We start from the raw sequence: 17102 nt of genomic DNA, 5'->3' as shown, positions 1-17102 counted from the left end.
GGTACTCCAGGTTTGCGCCTGACTTACTCTGGGAGTTTAAAGTCAGATACAGATTCACGTAATGATTCAGCCATGTTCGCCAATTCAGATACCGAACGTGCAGTATCAAATGTTGCACTGGTGGTTTGCGAGGTAATTTCTTGTACAACGTTCATCGTTGTCGCAATATGACCTGCTGAAGCAGACTGAAGTTTTGCAGCATCCGAAATGTTTGCAATCAGTTTCGCCAAGTTACCCGATACAGACTGAATTTCATCCAGTGCTACGCCGGCATCCTTAGACAAGTTCGCACCACGTACAACTTCCGAAGTCGTTTGTTCCATTGAAATTACGGCTTCGTTGGTATCCGTTTGAATGGTTTTTACCAAGCCTTCAATCTGTTTGGTTGCAGACGCTGAACGTTCCGCAAGACGCTGTACCTCATCCGCTACCACGGCGAAACCACGACCTGCTTCACCCGCCATCGACGCCTGAATTGCTGCGTTTAATGCCAAGATGTTTGTTTGGTCGGCAATATCGTTAATCAGTGCGACAATGTTACCAATCTCTTGAGAAGACTCACCCAAACGTTTAATACGTTTTGAAGTTTCCTGAATCTGTTCACGAATCGTGTCCATACCTTCAATTGAACGGTTTACGACATCTGCACCGTTTGCAGCAATTTGTACAGAACGTTCTGCTACAACAGCTGATTCTTCAGCGTTCGAAGATACTTGGTCAATCGACATTGCCATTTCGTTAATCGCGGCAGATGCACCAGCAATCTCTTGCGCCTGATGTTCAGATGCTTCTGCAAGCTGGTTGGTAATACCCTGCGTATTCGCCGTATATTGCGCAACTTCTTGAGAAGTTTCTGTAATACGCGATACAAGGTCACGTAATTGGTCGATTGCGAAGTTAATCGAGTCGGCAATCGCACCAGTAAAGTCTTCAGATACCGTCGCATACGAACGTAAGTCACCGTCTGCAAGATCGGCAATTTCATCGAGTAAACGTAAAATCGCGTTCTGGTTACGGTCATATTCTTCTTGAAGACGGGTTACACGGAATTTATCCGATTGACCACGTAAAGAAAGAAGTTTGAACACACAGATCAAGAAGGCTGTTAAAGCAAGAATCAACAGTACCGCAGGTAAAATGGTTTTCAAGCCTGTGCTAGAAGACAATTGATTTAAGTTGTCCAACAATTTGTCTGACTCAGCAAAAATTTGTGAAGATGCTTTACGTACGTTCACAATTTGCGTTGAGTTTTTCAAAATTGTCGCAGCCGCTGATTTTAATACATCGTCATATTCAGCTTTAATGCCTTCAAGTGACTCACGTAATTCAGGGCTTTCAATACGTTGTACACCAAGCTCTGTACTACCATCCAATTGGGCATTTAAGTACAAACCGAAGGTTTCAGTATCGGCACTAAAGTCATCCGCAGACTCACGTGAACTATCAGAACCGGAAAGCACCGAGCTGATCGAACGTAAAATACGTTCAGCAATGAATACCTGGTTTTTCGCAATCACCACCTGGTTCGAAGGCATGTCTTGACGTGCCATTTGGTCGACCATCAAGTTATATTCCGCCTGAATCCCCGGAATGGTTTCACCAATCGCGATGTTCGTGTCATATAACTTATTAATGATTTTTTGTTGCGAAGTAATCAAGTCAATACTTTTTGAGACCTCAGCCCACTGCGTATCTACAGATTTCAGCGCATCTGTATTTGCATGAATGTCTTTTACAGTTTCTAAGTTTTCTTTGAACGAATCTTGAGAGGCAATTAATTTTTTCATTGCATCTTCAGTACCTGATGCAGTTGCCTCAGTTGCTTGACGCGAAATTGTTTGCGAAAGAAGACGGAGTTCACCCAAACTTTGCGTTAATTGGTTACCGCGAGGAACGCTATAGAATAGGTATAATAAAATAATCGTTGCCAGTACTAATGAACCAATCGCACCATAAATAAATGGTTTGGATTTTTCACTATCACCAAAAACTCGAGATAATTGATCTGTCTGTGATTGCAGTTTTGCCAGAAAAGCATTACCGCCTTTACGACCACTGGTGCTTTCACCCGTATTTTTCTTTTTAAGTTTAAAGCCCATTCAGCTTCTCCCCGATTACGCCTTCTTTCGTTCGTGCGCGACAATTAATTTATAAATTTTATAGATGCGTTCATGTATTTTGGATTTTGCAGTAAACGACTGAAGAGAAATACATTCCACTGCTGGTTATGCTGGTGGAAATACCCCTGACAATATTCCTGCAAATTTCGATCCAACTCATTATGTTTAGAAAAATAACTTTTCTTATTAAAGTGTTGAATACCCAAAACTTGATCGACTACCAAACCGACATAATGGTCATTATGACTAATACATAAAACTTTTTGAGTGGGTGAAAAACTACTTCGATGACCGGTTATATATTGTGCTAGGTCAGACAAAGAAAGTAAGCGTCCCCGAATATTGGCTAATCCCATCACCCAAGGTTGGGTATTGGGAACTGGCGTATATTTTGGTGGGTAGATCACTTCAGCTACTTCACCTAAAGGAGCAACGTAATATTGCCCCATCATCTCAAAAGCAATGCCTGACCATCGGTTTACTTCATTTTCAGTGGAAACGTAGTTTTTGTTTCCTCGTTTTGCGATTCGAAGTAATTCGATAAATCCATTTGCTGCCATAGAGCTTTATCCTGCATTGAGGTGTTGCTTAATCACATCAATTAATTGTTTTTCGTCTACAGGTTTAGTCAGATAATCAGAAGCACCTTGGCGTTTACCCCAAACACGGTCAGTTGCCTGATCTTTGGTACTTACAATGACAATCGGGATATGTTTGGTGGTCGCACCACGTGCAATTTGACGTGTTGCTTGGAAACCATTCACACCCGGCATTACCACATCCATTAAGACCAAATCAGGTAACTCAGCTTGAGCCATTGTCACCCCATCAGCCCCATTTGAAGCTTCAATCACTTCAAATCCGTGTTTACCTAAAATTTCTTTAAAACGGAATGTTTCTGTTGGTGAATCATCAACGATTAGGATACGTGCCATGCTTTTTCCCCAAAAAATAAAAAATCTAATTAAGCTGTAACGTGATTACGGATTGCATTCAGCAATTCATCTTTACTGAATGGCTTAGTCAAGTATTCATCAGAACCTACAACACGACCCTTCGCCTGATCAAATAAACCATCTTTACTTGAAAGCATAATCACAGGAATATTTTGATAATTTTGAGAGTTTTTAATCAGGGCACAAGTTTGATAGCCATCTAGACGTGGCATCATTATATCGACAAATACGATATCTGGATTCGCATCTGCAATTTTTGAAAGTGCTTCAAAACCATCTACAGCAGTGACTACTTCACATCCTTCACGCTGAAGCAGCGTTTCGGCCGTACGACGAATGGTTTTTGAATCATCAATTACCATGACTTTTAGATTTTGGAATTTATCGTCCATTTATTGACCCTACCCATTGAGGATGTACAAACAATTAAGTTAGCAGCATTATTATTTACAAGTTGTGAACATTTTTAACATATCTTTACTTGCGTTTTCAATGAACATTTTCTGCGCAAACACACAAGATTTCTTGTTTTTATTAACTGCTTCACACTTTCCGATGACCAACGATTTTTTTTTAACTTGGAATAGTATTTAATTGTCTTAATTAAGCATATTATAGCAAGATTATTACTTTAAAATAAGTAATTTAGTCAACTTTAAACTGGGGAGTACAAGGTTGAGTCCGCTTACAAAAAAAATTCACTTGATTAGCCTTAAACATTTCTCAAAAAAAGTCATCCTGACGACTTGTTTACTAGCTTATACCCCGCTTTTATTTGCTGCACCAACCAATACACAGCAACCACAAAAGGCGACTTGGTATCGCTACTATGACAGTAAAGGCGTAGCAAACATCAGTACCAATGTGACACCAAATCACATCCGCTATGGTTATGAAGCACTTGATCAAAATATGCAAGTGATTAAACGTAACCGCCCCTACAATGCTGAAGCTGACATTAGACAAGCTCCTCAGCGTGCTGCCCAAGCACGTCAGCAAGCGTCAGATATCAAACTTAAAAAAGCCTATACCAATAGCCGAACTGCAGCCATTAAAAAGCGTGATGCACTGACTGGTATACGTAAACAGATCGTGTTTGAACAAGAACAATTAAAACAATTACAAAATGATCGTGTATTATTTGTTCGCCAAGAACGTGAACATTTTCGAAAAGGTGAAACCGTTCCGGCAAAATTAAAAACAATGTTGGATAATAATCAAAAAAATATGGTAGCGAAAAAAGAATACATTCAATCGTTACAAACTCGCTATCGAAATACAGAAGCTGAATACGACAGAATTATTACGCGTTTAAAAGCGATGGAATAAACTTGTTATTCAATTGCTTTTGTAGACCGCTGATATAAGGACCATTATGCACTCTGCACAGCAATCATCCCCATTTTTAAAGCTTAGCCTGCTTTGCATAAGCCTGACTTTGGCTGCATGTCAAAAAGAAGATCCGCAGCAAAGTGTTAAACCAGAAAATAAGATTGAATTGATTCAACAAGATCTGGTCACGATCGAACAAGGCAACGCCATTTCAAAAACAGCCTTTACAGGTACCATTCGGGCGGTCAATCAGAGCAGTATTCAAGCCCAAGTCACTGCGACTGCAACCAATGTTAATGCAGAAGTCGGACAACGTGTCAGCAAAGGCCAAGTGTTGGTGCGTTTAAATAATCAAGACAATGCCGCACGTCTTGCTCAATCTCAAGCAAACCTTGCATCAACGCAAGCTCAAGCCAATCAAGCCAAACTGATGATGGAACGTAAACAGCGTTTGCTGAATCAAGGCTTTATTTCCAAAGTAGAGTTTGAACAAAGTCGTGTCGATTACCAAGCTCAAATGGAAAATGTTCGTGCCCAACAAGCTAATGTCGATATTGCGCGAAAAGCCAATCAAGATGGTACCATTTATAGCCCTATCCAAGGCGTGATAACCAAACGTGATGTTGAACCGGGACAAACGGTTGCTGCCGGACAAACCCTTTTTGAAATTGTCAATCCAGACCAATTAGAAATTCAAGCCAAATTACCAAGTGATCAGCAAGCTGCACTGAAAATTGGACAAAAGATTGAATATAGCATCCAAGGTAATAGCAATTTACTCACAGCACAAATCAGCCGGATTTCACCGATTGCCGATCAAGCCAGTCGTCAAATTGAATTTTTTGCAGCCCCAAATGAAACTATTACTTCATTAAGTATTGGTGCTTTTGTCGAAGGTCACATCTTAGGCACGGATAATATTTCAGGCCAAAAAATTCCACTCGATACCATTCAAAGTCTAAAAGACCAACCTTATGTCTGGGTCATTCGTCAAAATAAAATTGCCAAAGTGCCTGTACAAATTTTGAATCAGAGTTATAGCAATAACACCGCGATTGTTCAGGGCTTACAAAATAGCGATCTGATCAGCCGAATTAAATTTAATGATTCAGATATCAAACAAGATGTAAGTATCAGCCAAAATTAAAAGAATAAGGCAGGACAGTTGTTATGTGGTTAACCCGAATTAGTGTGAAATATCCTGTTTTCACCATCATGATGATGTTCTGTCTGATGGTACTAGGACTCGCATCTTGGCAACGTATGGGTGTTGAAGAGTTTCCTGATGTCGACTTCCCTTTTGTAGTTGTCTACACCAACTATCCAGGTGCTTCTCCTGAGTCTGTCGAATCTGAAATCACCAAGAAACTTGAAGATCAGATCAATACCATTTCAGGCCTCAAGCAAGTCATTTCTCAATCCAGTGAAGGTTTATCCACGGTCATTGTCGAATTTAATCTAGATGTCTCGTCCTCTGTAGCTGCACAAGATATTCGAGATAAAATTGCACCAGTAACTGCACAATTTCGTGATGAAATTGATGACCCGATTGTAGAGCGCTACGACCCTACTGCCAGTGCGATTATGTCGATTGTTTTTGAATCGAAGGACATGTCTTTACGTGATTTGAGTTCCTATCTCAATCAACGGATTGTGCCACAACTCAGAACAGTTCCCGGTGTCGGTACGGTCAATTTATTGGGTGATGCACAGCGTCAAATTCGTATTCAAGTAAATCCGCAAAAATTACAGAGTTTCGGGATTGGGATAGACCAAGTTATAAACACCCTAAAATCTGAAAATATTGAAGTTCCGGGGGGGACTTTAAAACAAAAGAACTCAGAATTGGTGGTCGAAATTAAATCTCGGGTTATTCACCCAAACTCATTCGGTGATTTAGTGGTTACCAATAAAAATGGCGCGCCGATTTATCTCAAACAAATTGCCGAAATAGAAGATAGCCAAGCTGAAATGGAGTCGAGTGCTTATCTGAATGGTAAAACAGCCGTCGCTGTCGACATTCTGAGAAGTTCGGACTCTAATGTGATTGAGGTGGTTGATAATACCCGTAAAACCTTAAGTAAAATCCAAAAGCAATTGCCGCAAGGCACGACCGCAGAAATTGTGGTTGATTCTTCAAAAGGTATTCGTGGCAGCATTAAAGACGTGGCACGTACGATTATTGAAGGTGCAGTACTTGCGGTACTCATTGTATTGTTATTTCTCGGCTCATTTCGTTCGACAGCCATTACAGGTTTAACCCTACCGATTTCGCTACTAGGTACCCTCACCTTTGTTTGGATTTTTGGTTTTACCATCAACATGATGACCCTACTGGCTCTCTCACTAAGTATCGGTCTACTCATTGATGATGCCATTGTGGTTCGTGAAAATATTGTCCGCCATGCCGATATGGGCAAGGACCACGTCACCGCTGCACTCGACGGCACGAAAGAAATTGGTTTAGCCGTATTGGCCACAACATTGACTATTGTCGCGGTATTTTTACCTGTGGCATTTATGGGCGGCATTATTGGGCGTTTCTTCTATCAATTTGGTGTAACCGTCAGTACCGCTGTACTGATTTCAATGTTTGTGAGTTTCACCCTTGACCCCATGTTGTCTGCTCACTGGGCAGAGCGCCAAGATCCAAATAAAAAGCCGGGTAAAATCAAACGTTTTTTTAACTGGATTTCGGGCAAGCTCGACAACCTAAGCCATCATTATGAAAAATTACTCAAGCTTGCTTTAAAATTTAGGCTCATTACCCTTTTAATCGCCGTCGCGTCTTTATTTGGTGCATTAGGTTTATCCAAACTGATCGGAACTGAATTTGTACCCGTACCAGACAAAGGTGAAATTCGGATCAAATTTGAAACACCAGTTGATGCAACCCTTGAATATTCGCAGGCTAAGCTTAAGCAAGTAGATCGTATCATTCGCCAACATCCAGAAGTCAAAGCCACTTATGGTGCAATTAATAGTGCCACTGATCGGGGTAAAAACCATGCTAGCATTCGTGTCACTGTTTCACCTCGTACGGAGCGTAGTCAAACATTAACGGATCTCAACAATGAATTCCGTACCCGCTTAAAACATATAGCAGGTATTACTATTACCTCGATTGCCTCAGCTGATGAAACAGTATCGGGCGGCCAAAAGCCGGTAATGATCTCGATTAAAGGACCAGACTTAGATGAGTTACAACGCATTTCTGACCGCTTCATGAAAGAAATTTCGAAAGTCGACGGTATTGTCGACTTAGAAAGCTCACTCAAAGAACCTAAACCGACCTTAGGTGTACATATCAATCGCGTTTTAGCCAGTGATTTAGGTTTATCCGTCAATCAAATCGCCAATGTATTACGCCCTCTTCTTGCGGGTGATAATGTAACAACGTGGAAGGATGATAAAGGCGAAACCTATGATGTAAATTTAAGACTCACTGAAGATCAGCGTCGACTGCCAACTGACATTCAAAGCATGTACATCACATCACAAAAAACCGATGCTGCAGGCTTACCTATTTTAGTTCCATTGGCAAGTGTGGCAAGCTTTGAAGAAACACTTGGTGCTTCACAAATTAACCGTCGTGATCTGGCACGTGAAGTGATGGTTGAAGCCAACACAGCAGGACGTCCTGCGGGTGATATTGGTGCCGAAATCAATGAGATAGAGAAAAACTTCGACTTGCCACCAGGTTATAGTTTTGTCACACAAGGTGCCAATAAAGATATGGCTGAGTCTGCGGGTTATGCAATGACAGCGATTACCCTCTCTATTGTATTTATTTATATTGTTTTGGGTTCACAATTTAATAGCTTCATTCACCCTGCAGCCATTATGGCTTCATTACCCTTATCATTGATTGGGGTTTTCTTAGCCCTATTCTTATTTAATTCAACCATAAACCTCTTTTCCATTATCGGGATTATTATGCTCATGGGCTTGGTGACAAAGAACGCAATTCTACTCATCGACTTTATTAAAAAAGCCATGGATCATGGTGTAGATCGTTATGAAGCGATTATTGAAGCAGGCAAAACCCGTTTACGTCCCATTTTAATGACCACCAGTGCAATGGTGATGGGTATGGTTCCGCTTGCACTTGGTTTAGGTGAAGGCGGTGAACAAAGCGCGCCAATGGCACATGCCGTGATTGGCGGGGTGATTACCTCTACCCTACTAACACTTGTGGTTGTGCCGGTGATTTTTACCTATTTGGATGATTTCCGAAACTTCCTTGCACGTCAGGCCAAAAAAATCATGTCATAATGACAAAATCTAAAATGAGGTGACTTTGGAAAATGTTCACCTCATTTTTTATTGTATACTCTCCACTTTAACGCTTAATTTTTTAGGACAGTTTCCATGCGCGCGAGTCGCTTTTTATTTGCAACGTTAAGAGAAACCCCAAACGATGCTGAAGTTATTTCACATCAGCTTATGCTTCGTGCCGGGATGATTCGTAAATTGGCTTCAGGTTTATACACTTGGCTGCCGATGGGCGTTCGCGTATTAAATAAAGTTGAAGCGATTATCCGCGAAGAGATGGATCGTGCTGGTTCACTTCAAGTCCTGATGCCTGTCACTCAACCCGCATCTTTATGGGAAGAATCAGGTCGTTTCGTACAATATGGTCCAGAACTTTTACGTTTTAAAGACCGTCATAACAATGACTTTGTACTTGGCCCTACACATGAAGAAGTGATTACAGATCTTGCTCGCAATGAGTTGAAAAGTTATAAGCAATTGCCTGCAAACTTCTACCAAGTACAAACCAAATTCCGTGACGAAATCCGCCCTCGTTTCGGTGTGATGCGTTCACGTGAATTCATCATGAAAGATGCCTATTCTTTCCATGTTGACCAAGCCTCTTTACAAGAAACCTATGACAAGATGTATGCAGCTTATTGCAAAATTTTCACTCGTTTAGGTTTAAATTTCCGTCCAGTTCAAGCGGATACAGGTTCAATTGGTGGTTCTGGTTCACACGAATTCCACGTCCTTGCGTCTAGCGGCGAAGATGACATCGCATTCTCTACAGAGTCAGATTATGCTGCTAACGTAGAAATGGCGGAAGCAGTATTAGTAGGTGAACGTGCTGCTCCGACTAAAGCACTTGAGATTGTTGATACACCAAATCAGAAAACCATTGCTGAGGTTTCTGAATTCCTTAAATCAGACCCTACTCAATCTGTCAAAGCATTATTGGTTCAAGGTGTTGCTGAAGAAGGTAAAGCTGCACCAGTGGTTGCCTTATTCCTACGTGGCGACCATGAACTGAATGAAATTAAAGCAGAAAAACACCCATTAATTGCTGCTCCATTAACTTTTGCAACTGAAGCACAATTAGCTGACTTAGGCTTAATTGCTGGTTTCTGTGGCCCTCAAGGCTTAACCGAAAAAGGCATTACCGTTATTGTTGACCGTGCAGCGTCTGTACTTTCAGACTTTGTTGGTGGTGCAAACCAAGTTGATAAACATGCTGTAGGTGTAAACTGGGAACGTGATGCACAATACACCGAAGTTTATGACCTGCGTAATGTTGTTGAAGGTGACCCTTCTCCAGATGGTCGAGGTACAATCTTGATTAAACGTGGTATCGAAGTTGGTCATATCTTCCAGTTGGGTCAAAAATACTCTGAAGCGCTTGGCTGCAAAGTTTTAGGTGAAGATGGCAAACCTCTCGTTGTGACTATGGGTTGCTACGGTATTGGTGTAACTCGTGTTGTTGCTTCTGCGATTGAACAAAACTTCGATGACAAAGGTATTATTTGGCCGTCTGCAATTGCTCCTTTCGAAGTTGCGATTGTGCCAATGAATGCGCATAAATCACCGCGTACAATGGAAGCTGCTGAAGCACTGTATGCAGAATTAACTGCTGCTGGTTATGATGTTCTTCTAGATGATCGTAATGAACGTCCAGGTGTTAAATTCTCTGATATCGAGTTAACAGGTATTCCACACCGTATTGTCATTGGCGAGAAAGGTTTGGATGCTGGTACATTTGAGTACAAAGGTCGCCGTGATGAAGAATCAAGCAACTTAAGTAAAGAAGACCTTTTAGCGAAAATTGCAAAATAATTTGCGCTAAACATAAAAAATCCCGCTAAGTGCGGGATTTTTTATATGAAATATTTTAAGCCTTAACAGAATTTCAGACCGCCGAAGCAGTTAGAACGAAACTCCTGTCCAGACAGTTTTAAATTGGTTAATGGGAAATCAATTAATGACGGGTTTTTAATCTCTTTAACATCCAAAGAAGAACCTGCAACACAACCAAAGAGTAAATCTCCACAGTTACGAACATTGGTACTTAGGTCATGGTTAATTCCGGCGATCGTTTGTTTCAATACTTCATCCGTAATCGCCACTTTATCTGATGGTGTAATACTGCCCAAATCGACTTCATCTTCCATCGCCAGCCACCACCCTCTTTCTGCTGCGACTGCAGCACCAGGCCAGAGTATTTTTTGAGCTTGTAAAGATAGCGAAGCAGGGTTATTTAGATAAAGTGCGTGAATCAAACCTAAACTTTGATTTACCGTAATATCGGTTTTTAGCCCAGTAAGATACCCCGTCACATCTTTATTCAAATTAATGTTTAAACCGAGTAAAGAGATTTGAGCTTCTAATGGACCACTAAAATCTAGACGATCAACAGTTCCTGTACCCTTTAACTGTACATCTGTCATTCGATTCCCACTTACAACAGTGGCTGGAATCGTAAAAGGAGCCGTGGTTGATTTTAAATTAAAAGAATAATTATCTGATTTGTAGTGAAGCGGTAGATCAACTTCAGCACCAAATAATGTCCCCTTAACAGCCCCTTCAATGTATTGCTGCGTAGAAGCATAGTCCATCACACGCTCGGCAGTTGTTGCAACACCCGTAGACGCTTTTGTTTTCATATAACCACTAAAGGTATTGATACCATTGGGTGTATTGCTATTTTCTGTACCTAATGTCATTAATCCAGAAATTTTTTCAGCGCTCAAACGAAAGCCCATCACTTCACGTGTTGCCGCTGATTTCGGATCTTTAATTGCAATTTCGATAAAAGGATTGGTCAGCAAAGCTGAAGTTGCCGCACGTTCATCCGACGTATAATTGCTATTTGCAGGCAAGCCACTCAGTGAAATATGATCAATATCAATATCACAAGCACCTGAGCCATTTGCACCACCACAACCCAATTGGAGCTTTTTAATATTGGCATTGAGCTCCATTTCAGCTTCCAAACCAAGTTTATAAAATCCAACTTTGGATTGGTCAACGGCTTGTCCACTCTCATCCACAGAATTATACCCCTGCGTATATTCCATGGAGAGTAAAGCTTGACCATCAACTTTTGATAAGCTTTCATCATCTAAAGCCATCATTGCATGAGATAAGCTACTCATCGCAAATGTCGAGAATATCAAACCTCTGATTAACTTCTTTTTCATAACAAATTCCCTGTTCGTTATTTTATTTATTTGTTATTGATTTAATTTTACTAGCGTGGAGTAATCCCCATCGTACTTCGCATTGTTCCACCTGTTAGGGCAATATCCGCCATCTTTTGCATATTGCCATTTGTTAACATCGAAACTTCTGCACGAAACGCTTTAGACATATTATTGGTTGGATTGAATTTTACCTGATTATCAAACTCTACCGAATCTTGTTTCATTTTAATTCGAGCATCAAAGCCTAGATCGCCCTGCATTTTATTAATATTGATACTTGAAGCTGAAACGACACCGCTGGCATTTACATCTTCATTCATCAAACTTAAATAGCTTCCCATAACTTTTTGATCTTTCTTTTCAGCATCTGTTAATGCTTTAAATTCAAAGCTTCCACGGAAAGATAAATAATTATTTTCTGCACTGTCATTTAGACCTGGTACTATAAATAGCTCACCTTTACCATCGAGTTTAAACGCAATATTCGTCAACACATCATCACGTTTAGAGAAATTATCTAAAGGTACTGTGGTCCCACATTTGGCAGAAGCTGTAGTCGCACAGTTATAGGTTGAACCCGGCAGTTGACCAATCGCTAACTCGGCATTGGCTGCAATCAATAAATTATCTGCACGTACATAGATGCCATCATTTTCATAGCCAATCACACCATCAGATTGAATAAGTGCATTGATGTTTCGTAAGCCTGCATAATAATTGACTTCTTGACCATTAATACCTTTTTTACCATCAATCAAAATAATGGATGTTGTACTTGGCGTTCCTGTATTTTTATCAACACCATAACCATCTGTGCTCATTACAAGGTTATAGCCAATACCTGATTTTTCAGCCGCATTTTTATAACTGTATTTTTTCTCTGATAATGCAACATTGGCATTCATATTATAAATCGGGATACCAATCCCCCAACTGTTGTCATTACTTGCAATTGCGGCAATTGAGTTATCAGAAATAAATCGTGCGGTACGCGCGATGGACTGAAAATCCATACCACGAATCGCCACTAGTGCAAAATTTCCGCCCGCCGTTTGATTTGACAGATTCTGGGTTAAAACATTATTGGTTAAACCTAATGTCGCTTTTAATTTATCATTTACCAGAAAATCAAGGCTTTTTGCTTGAATGGTATTGATATAAATATCGCCAAAATCAATATAGGCATTTTTATCAGCAACTAAAGACGTTAAATTAGAAAACTCAATGGCATAACTACCAATACCCGTATGGCCAATTTCTAAGGTTGTCAGTGCTTGACCTGCAACAAGGCTAGGATCATCCTTTGAAGTGAAATCCGCGCGCACACCTAAATGTAAACCACCTGAACCAACGGACTCATATCCAGAAGCCTTCGTTGCTAGACCAAAATCTTTGATTCCCTCTTGATTGGCATTTAAGGCAACTCGTGCATTGGTGACAGCACCCGATGCTCCCATACGAATTAAATTGCGCTGCGCACCACCATCAGTAGCGTAGCGTAGATCGATATTAACGCCGGGGTTTGTGGCATCGCTACGTGAACTATGCACATCTGAAGTGTCCTTTACCCGCCCCAAATTGACCGTATGGTCTTTGCTCCCTGTGGATTTTGTGGTGAGAACAATGCCTTCATCAGCTGCGACATACATATAACCTGAACCAGCAAAGTTAAAGTTAAAGTCCTTTAAGGTTACGCTATGCCCATTCATACCATGACTAATACTGGCATTTTGCAATTGAAATTCCATATATGCCGTATCATTACGGTTAAATAGACCATTGCTGGTTTCAAGTAATACTTTTAAAGGTGAAGATGTTGCAATCGTAAGTGAACCTAAATTTTGTGTAGGCGTTTGGCACGTTGCACCTTGACACAGCAACATAATATTTTGTGCAACAGCCGTAAATGGGCTGACACTCGCAGCTATACGCATGCCTACACCAGCATCCGTAGTCCCGACATCAAAATCTAATTTTGATGTAATGGTGCTTTGCCCAACACCATCTATTTGCACATTGTGCAAACCCATTTTCATCTTATTTTGGTCGGTTGGGTCAACCCAATTTAACTGATCAACTTTGACTCTAGAAACTTCATGGGTAATCGAAATACCATCTTGGCCAGTAACTGCACCCAAGCTTTCATCGGTCATCGCTTCAAAAGCATAGGCGTGTTGAGCAAGTAAAATACTGGTTGCGAGTGCCGTTAAAGTTGTTATTTTTTTCATCACAATATCCTTATATTCAGTCACAGCTGATTAACAGCGACCTGCACCATTTCCAGTGCAGTTAAAACTGAAGATGTTTAACTTTCCACTCATGTGCATGTTGCCATGCACATTAACACCCATAAATCCTTGTTCTGAACCACGATCAAAATCAGGCACAGCTAAAGTTGAAGTTGTTCCATCAGCTTTCTTTTCGGTATAGGTCGTATAAGTACTGGTATTTTCATAACCTTCCTTACCTGTGGTCCCTGTTTCCACCGCCAACGTAGCAAAACCTAAATTTCTAATTTTTAATGGCTTATCATCATAAAATGTCAACTGCATAGCCGTTTGTGGATTGCCTTCACGATTGATAATCGTCACACCATCTAGTGAAAATTGATCGATCTGTAACGTTCCTTGAAACTGTTTAAACACCAACCATTTCTTATTACCATTTGCATCCACATGATTATTGGGCGCAAGTGCTAAGCGACAAAACTCATTGGATGAACATTGATATCCATAAAAAGCTTGAGTCGTTTTACCATTCGCATCCATGATTGATATGTTGTTTTTTGACATATCATTGGCATATTGATGGTTTAATGAAAGTGTCCAACTGAGATCAGCACCACCTTGACCGGTTGCAGCGGTAAGTTCGCTATTATCCATAGACATTAAGCCTGCATGAGTTTGTGTCAGTGCCGCACAAACAACAGCGCATAAAATTTTATACATGTAATTTCTCCTACAGCCCTGTTGTTCTTATTTTTAAGTGCTGAATCAAGACGCCATCTATGGCAACAGATCCTAAATTCGTGCTTTGTCCATTGACACCTTTAAAGACCACACCTGTTGCCGTATCCGTACTTTTTGCATTCAGCAGATTACCAGGCAAGCGCTCTACTGTACCGATTGCAATACTACTATGTGTTGCATTACGCCCTTGATATAGTGCTGTCGCATCTGAAGAGTTTGCTTTTAACTCCGTACCACAACTATAGACGTTACAGGTTGAACCTTTAAAGTCAGCAGCGGTTAAACCCGATGTACCTGTGGTATTACCCGGGATATCTGTATAGTAGGTATAAATTTTACTGTATATAGAAGGCACGTTAGGAATACGTGTTACTTCCAAAATAATATTTCGACCTTCCGATCCCACAATAAAGGGTTGATACATATTGCCTAAAACTAAATTGATGTTTGGGCTATATAAATATAGACCTTCAGTTTCATGAAAGATTGGAGCTGCAGATCGATCCATCGCTGGTGTCGCTGCAGTACCATCATCCAGTTCAGAACGTGCAGCTGTACTAATACGTATACCACGAGCATCTAAATCACCATCATTAATACTGAGTGATTCAGCACGATCGTTGGTATTAATACGAATTAGGCTGGCTAAACCTAAGGTTTGGTTATAGTTGGTATTTGTTGATTTTAGGGTTTGAAAAATTCGAACTTGTGAACCATTAAAACTCAAACCATTCGCAACAACTTGAGTCCGTAATCGATAATCTTTATCTAAGCCACTGGTGGGCGCCCCTGTAATCGGATCGACGACATTACTTGAATTTAAAGACCGTGAAAATACATCCATCCACAAACCAAGCTTGATGTTGTTAGATGCATCATCTGCTGCAATTTTCTTTAATGGTGCCTCAATGGCTAAGTAACCAACATTCCCCTTATTATCTTTCGCAAATTGTTCAACATCTTGATTACCCGCATGGAAAAGCCATGGATTTTCTGCTGTACCCCAATTAAATCCTTGGTCTGTATAGCGTGTTGCTAATGAACTTTTGCCATTTTTATCTTTACTGTTTGATAAGGCTAAACCATATATAAAGACATCTGCTTTCGATCTGAGACTCGATACGGTCGCAGTCGAAGCAATTTGTTTTGCTGTAATTTCAGCATTTTTCTTCACGGTTGCTAATGCTGCATCGCTTGCCTTTTGAGCTTCAAGCTTGGCATAGTCCGTTGCCAACTGATTGAGGGTTTCTGCAGCTTTGGCATTCAACTGAGCATTTTTTGTTGTATCTATAATATTTGAACGTGTAATTTTTCCTGAGACATAATTTTTATAAAAAGTCGAAGTGGTCGGCAAATTACCCGTACTATTGTTACCGTATAGTAACTCAATCATTTCATAGGTATTTTTTAAAGCAGCAGTTTGTGACTTTTCTTTTAGTCCTGGAGTAATTGATTCTTTCGTTGTGCCATCGTTTTCAAAAGGTAAGCCAGCCGATGAACCATTATAATAATCTGCATAACGCTGATCGTAATATGCCTTCATCGTTGGTGATTCAAGATAAGACTGTACTAATCGGCCACGATATTCTATTGAATATGTTGCGATGGTTTCATTGGTTACTCGTGTAGCATTATTGGTCTCATAAGTGCTTTTAGAACTTATAAAAGTTGAGTCATAAACACCGTTATAGCCCGTAACTCGGCCTTGCTGATAAGCATCAACATAAGCTGCTTTGTAGATTTTATCGTAAGCACGCTGCCCTAATTGTTCATAGTTTTCACCTGTAGGAATAATCCGAATAAAACCTGTATCGTTTTTCCCAGGATCAACCATACCAGACGCATAACTAGAAGCCGTAGAACGGTCATTTGGCCCTTGAAAGACCATTTTGAAATTCTCTAAAGTGAGTGCAACACCTTCACCCGTTGTGGCTGAAAGTGCTTCATCTGATAAATCTTGAAGCGCATAAACAGATGGTGCAGCAAAAATGCTGACTGCGGCTGCTAAGCAACTCTGGCGGAATAACTTAGCCTGGGTGAATTGAGTCATCTCGACCTTCCTTTTATCAGATGCTCTGCATCTCTCTTATATTTATTCCTGAGAACTGGCTTTGATGTTATTGTCCATTTATTCCTTAAATGGAGACTTGTGATAGACCAGTCACTTAACTTTTTATTATGCTGAATAATTACTCAATTGCAAAAACTTCCCCACCGAATGGTCTATTTTCCGATGAATGACCCAACAAAAAAGCGGGCTAATTCGCCCGC

Annotated in this window: 12 protein-coding genes; 4 read left to right on the top strand and 8 right to left on the bottom strand. The window is 40.5% G+C overall.

Annotated elements, in window-relative coordinates; translation table 11 throughout:
* Positions 1–23: 23 nt before the first annotated feature.
* The 4 genes from LXF01_RS04070 to pilG are packed head-to-tail and all read right to left on the bottom strand — an operon-like array spanning position 24 to position 3468.
* Complete coding sequence (locus LXF01_RS04070; RefSeq protein ID WP_078192256.1) at positions 24–2099, bottom strand: methyl-accepting chemotaxis protein; 2076 nt, start codon at positions 2097–2099, stop codon at positions 24–26.
* 44 nt (positions 2100–2143) lie between these two features.
* Entirely contained in the window at positions 2144–2680 is a 537-nt protein-coding gene (locus LXF01_RS04065; protein WP_078191058.1) for a chemotaxis protein CheW, read from the bottom strand.
* Between the two features lie 6 nt (positions 2681–2686).
* Positions 2687–3055, bottom strand: a complete 369-nt coding sequence (locus LXF01_RS04060) for a response regulator (protein WP_078191059.1) — start codon at positions 3053–3055, stop codon at positions 2687–2689.
* A 29-nt stretch (positions 3056–3084) separates the two neighbouring features.
* Positions 3085–3468 carry a twitching motility response regulator PilG gene (pilG, locus tag LXF01_RS04055; protein ID WP_078191060.1) on the bottom strand — a complete coding sequence of 128 codons (384 nt, stop codon included), beginning with the start codon at positions 3466–3468 and terminating at the stop codon, positions 3085–3087.
* A 343-nt stretch (positions 3469–3811) separates the two neighbouring features.
* On the opposite strand from pilG, the gene LXF01_RS04050 reads away from it, so the two are divergent.
* The 4 genes from LXF01_RS04050 (at position 3812) to LXF01_RS04035 (ending at position 10495) form a co-directional block, all read left to right on the top strand.
* Positions 3812–4405 carry a hypothetical protein gene (locus LXF01_RS04050; protein ID WP_233945418.1) on the top strand — a complete coding sequence of 198 codons (594 nt, stop codon included), beginning with the start codon at positions 3812–3814 and terminating at the stop codon, positions 4403–4405.
* A gap of 46 nt (positions 4406–4451) precedes the next feature.
* Positions 4452–5555 (top strand): efflux RND transporter periplasmic adaptor subunit, encoded by a 1104-nt coding sequence (locus LXF01_RS04045; protein WP_233945044.1) that lies wholly within the window; start codon positions 4452–4454, stop codon positions 5553–5555.
* Positions 5556–5578: 23 nt separating this feature from the next.
* Entirely contained in the window at positions 5579–8683 is a 3105-nt protein-coding gene (locus LXF01_RS04040; protein ID WP_233945043.1) for an efflux RND transporter permease subunit, read from the top strand.
* 96 nt (positions 8684–8779) lie between these two features.
* Positions 8780–10495: a proline--tRNA ligase gene (locus tag LXF01_RS04035; protein WP_233945042.1), complete on the top strand. Its 1716-nt coding sequence runs from the start codon at positions 8780–8782 to the stop codon at positions 10493–10495.
* A gap of 62 nt (positions 10496–10557) precedes the next feature.
* Here the strand turns inward: LXF01_RS04035 and LXF01_RS04030 are convergent, their stop codons facing one another.
* The 4 genes from LXF01_RS04030 to LXF01_RS04015 are packed head-to-tail and all read right to left on the bottom strand — an operon-like array spanning position 10558 to position 16881.
* Entirely contained in the window at positions 10558–11859 is a 1302-nt protein-coding gene (locus tag LXF01_RS04030) for a hypothetical protein (RefSeq protein WP_233945041.1), read from the bottom strand.
* A 50-nt stretch (positions 11860–11909) separates the two neighbouring features.
* Positions 11910–14090: a DUF6160 family protein gene (locus tag LXF01_RS04025; protein WP_233945040.1), complete on the bottom strand. Its 2181-nt coding sequence runs from the start codon at positions 14088–14090 to the stop codon at positions 11910–11912.
* A gap of 30 nt (positions 14091–14120) precedes the next feature.
* Entirely contained in the window at positions 14121–14810 is a 690-nt protein-coding gene (locus tag LXF01_RS04020) for a hypothetical protein (RefSeq protein ID WP_233945039.1), read from the bottom strand.
* A 10-nt stretch (positions 14811–14820) separates the two neighbouring features.
* The gene (locus tag LXF01_RS04015; RefSeq protein WP_233945038.1) at positions 14821–16881 is read right to left on the bottom strand and encodes a hypothetical protein; all 2061 of its coding nucleotides are present in this window, start codon (positions 16879–16881) and stop codon (positions 14821–14823) included.
* Positions 16882–17102 lie beyond the last annotated feature (221 nt).

It is taken from the genome of Acinetobacter sp. SH20PTE14 (assembly GCF_021391555.1).
Taxonomy (GTDB): Bacteria; Pseudomonadota; Gammaproteobacteria; order Pseudomonadales; family Moraxellaceae; genus Acinetobacter; species Acinetobacter amyesii.
This window is presented reverse-complemented; position numbering and strand designations above follow the sequence as displayed.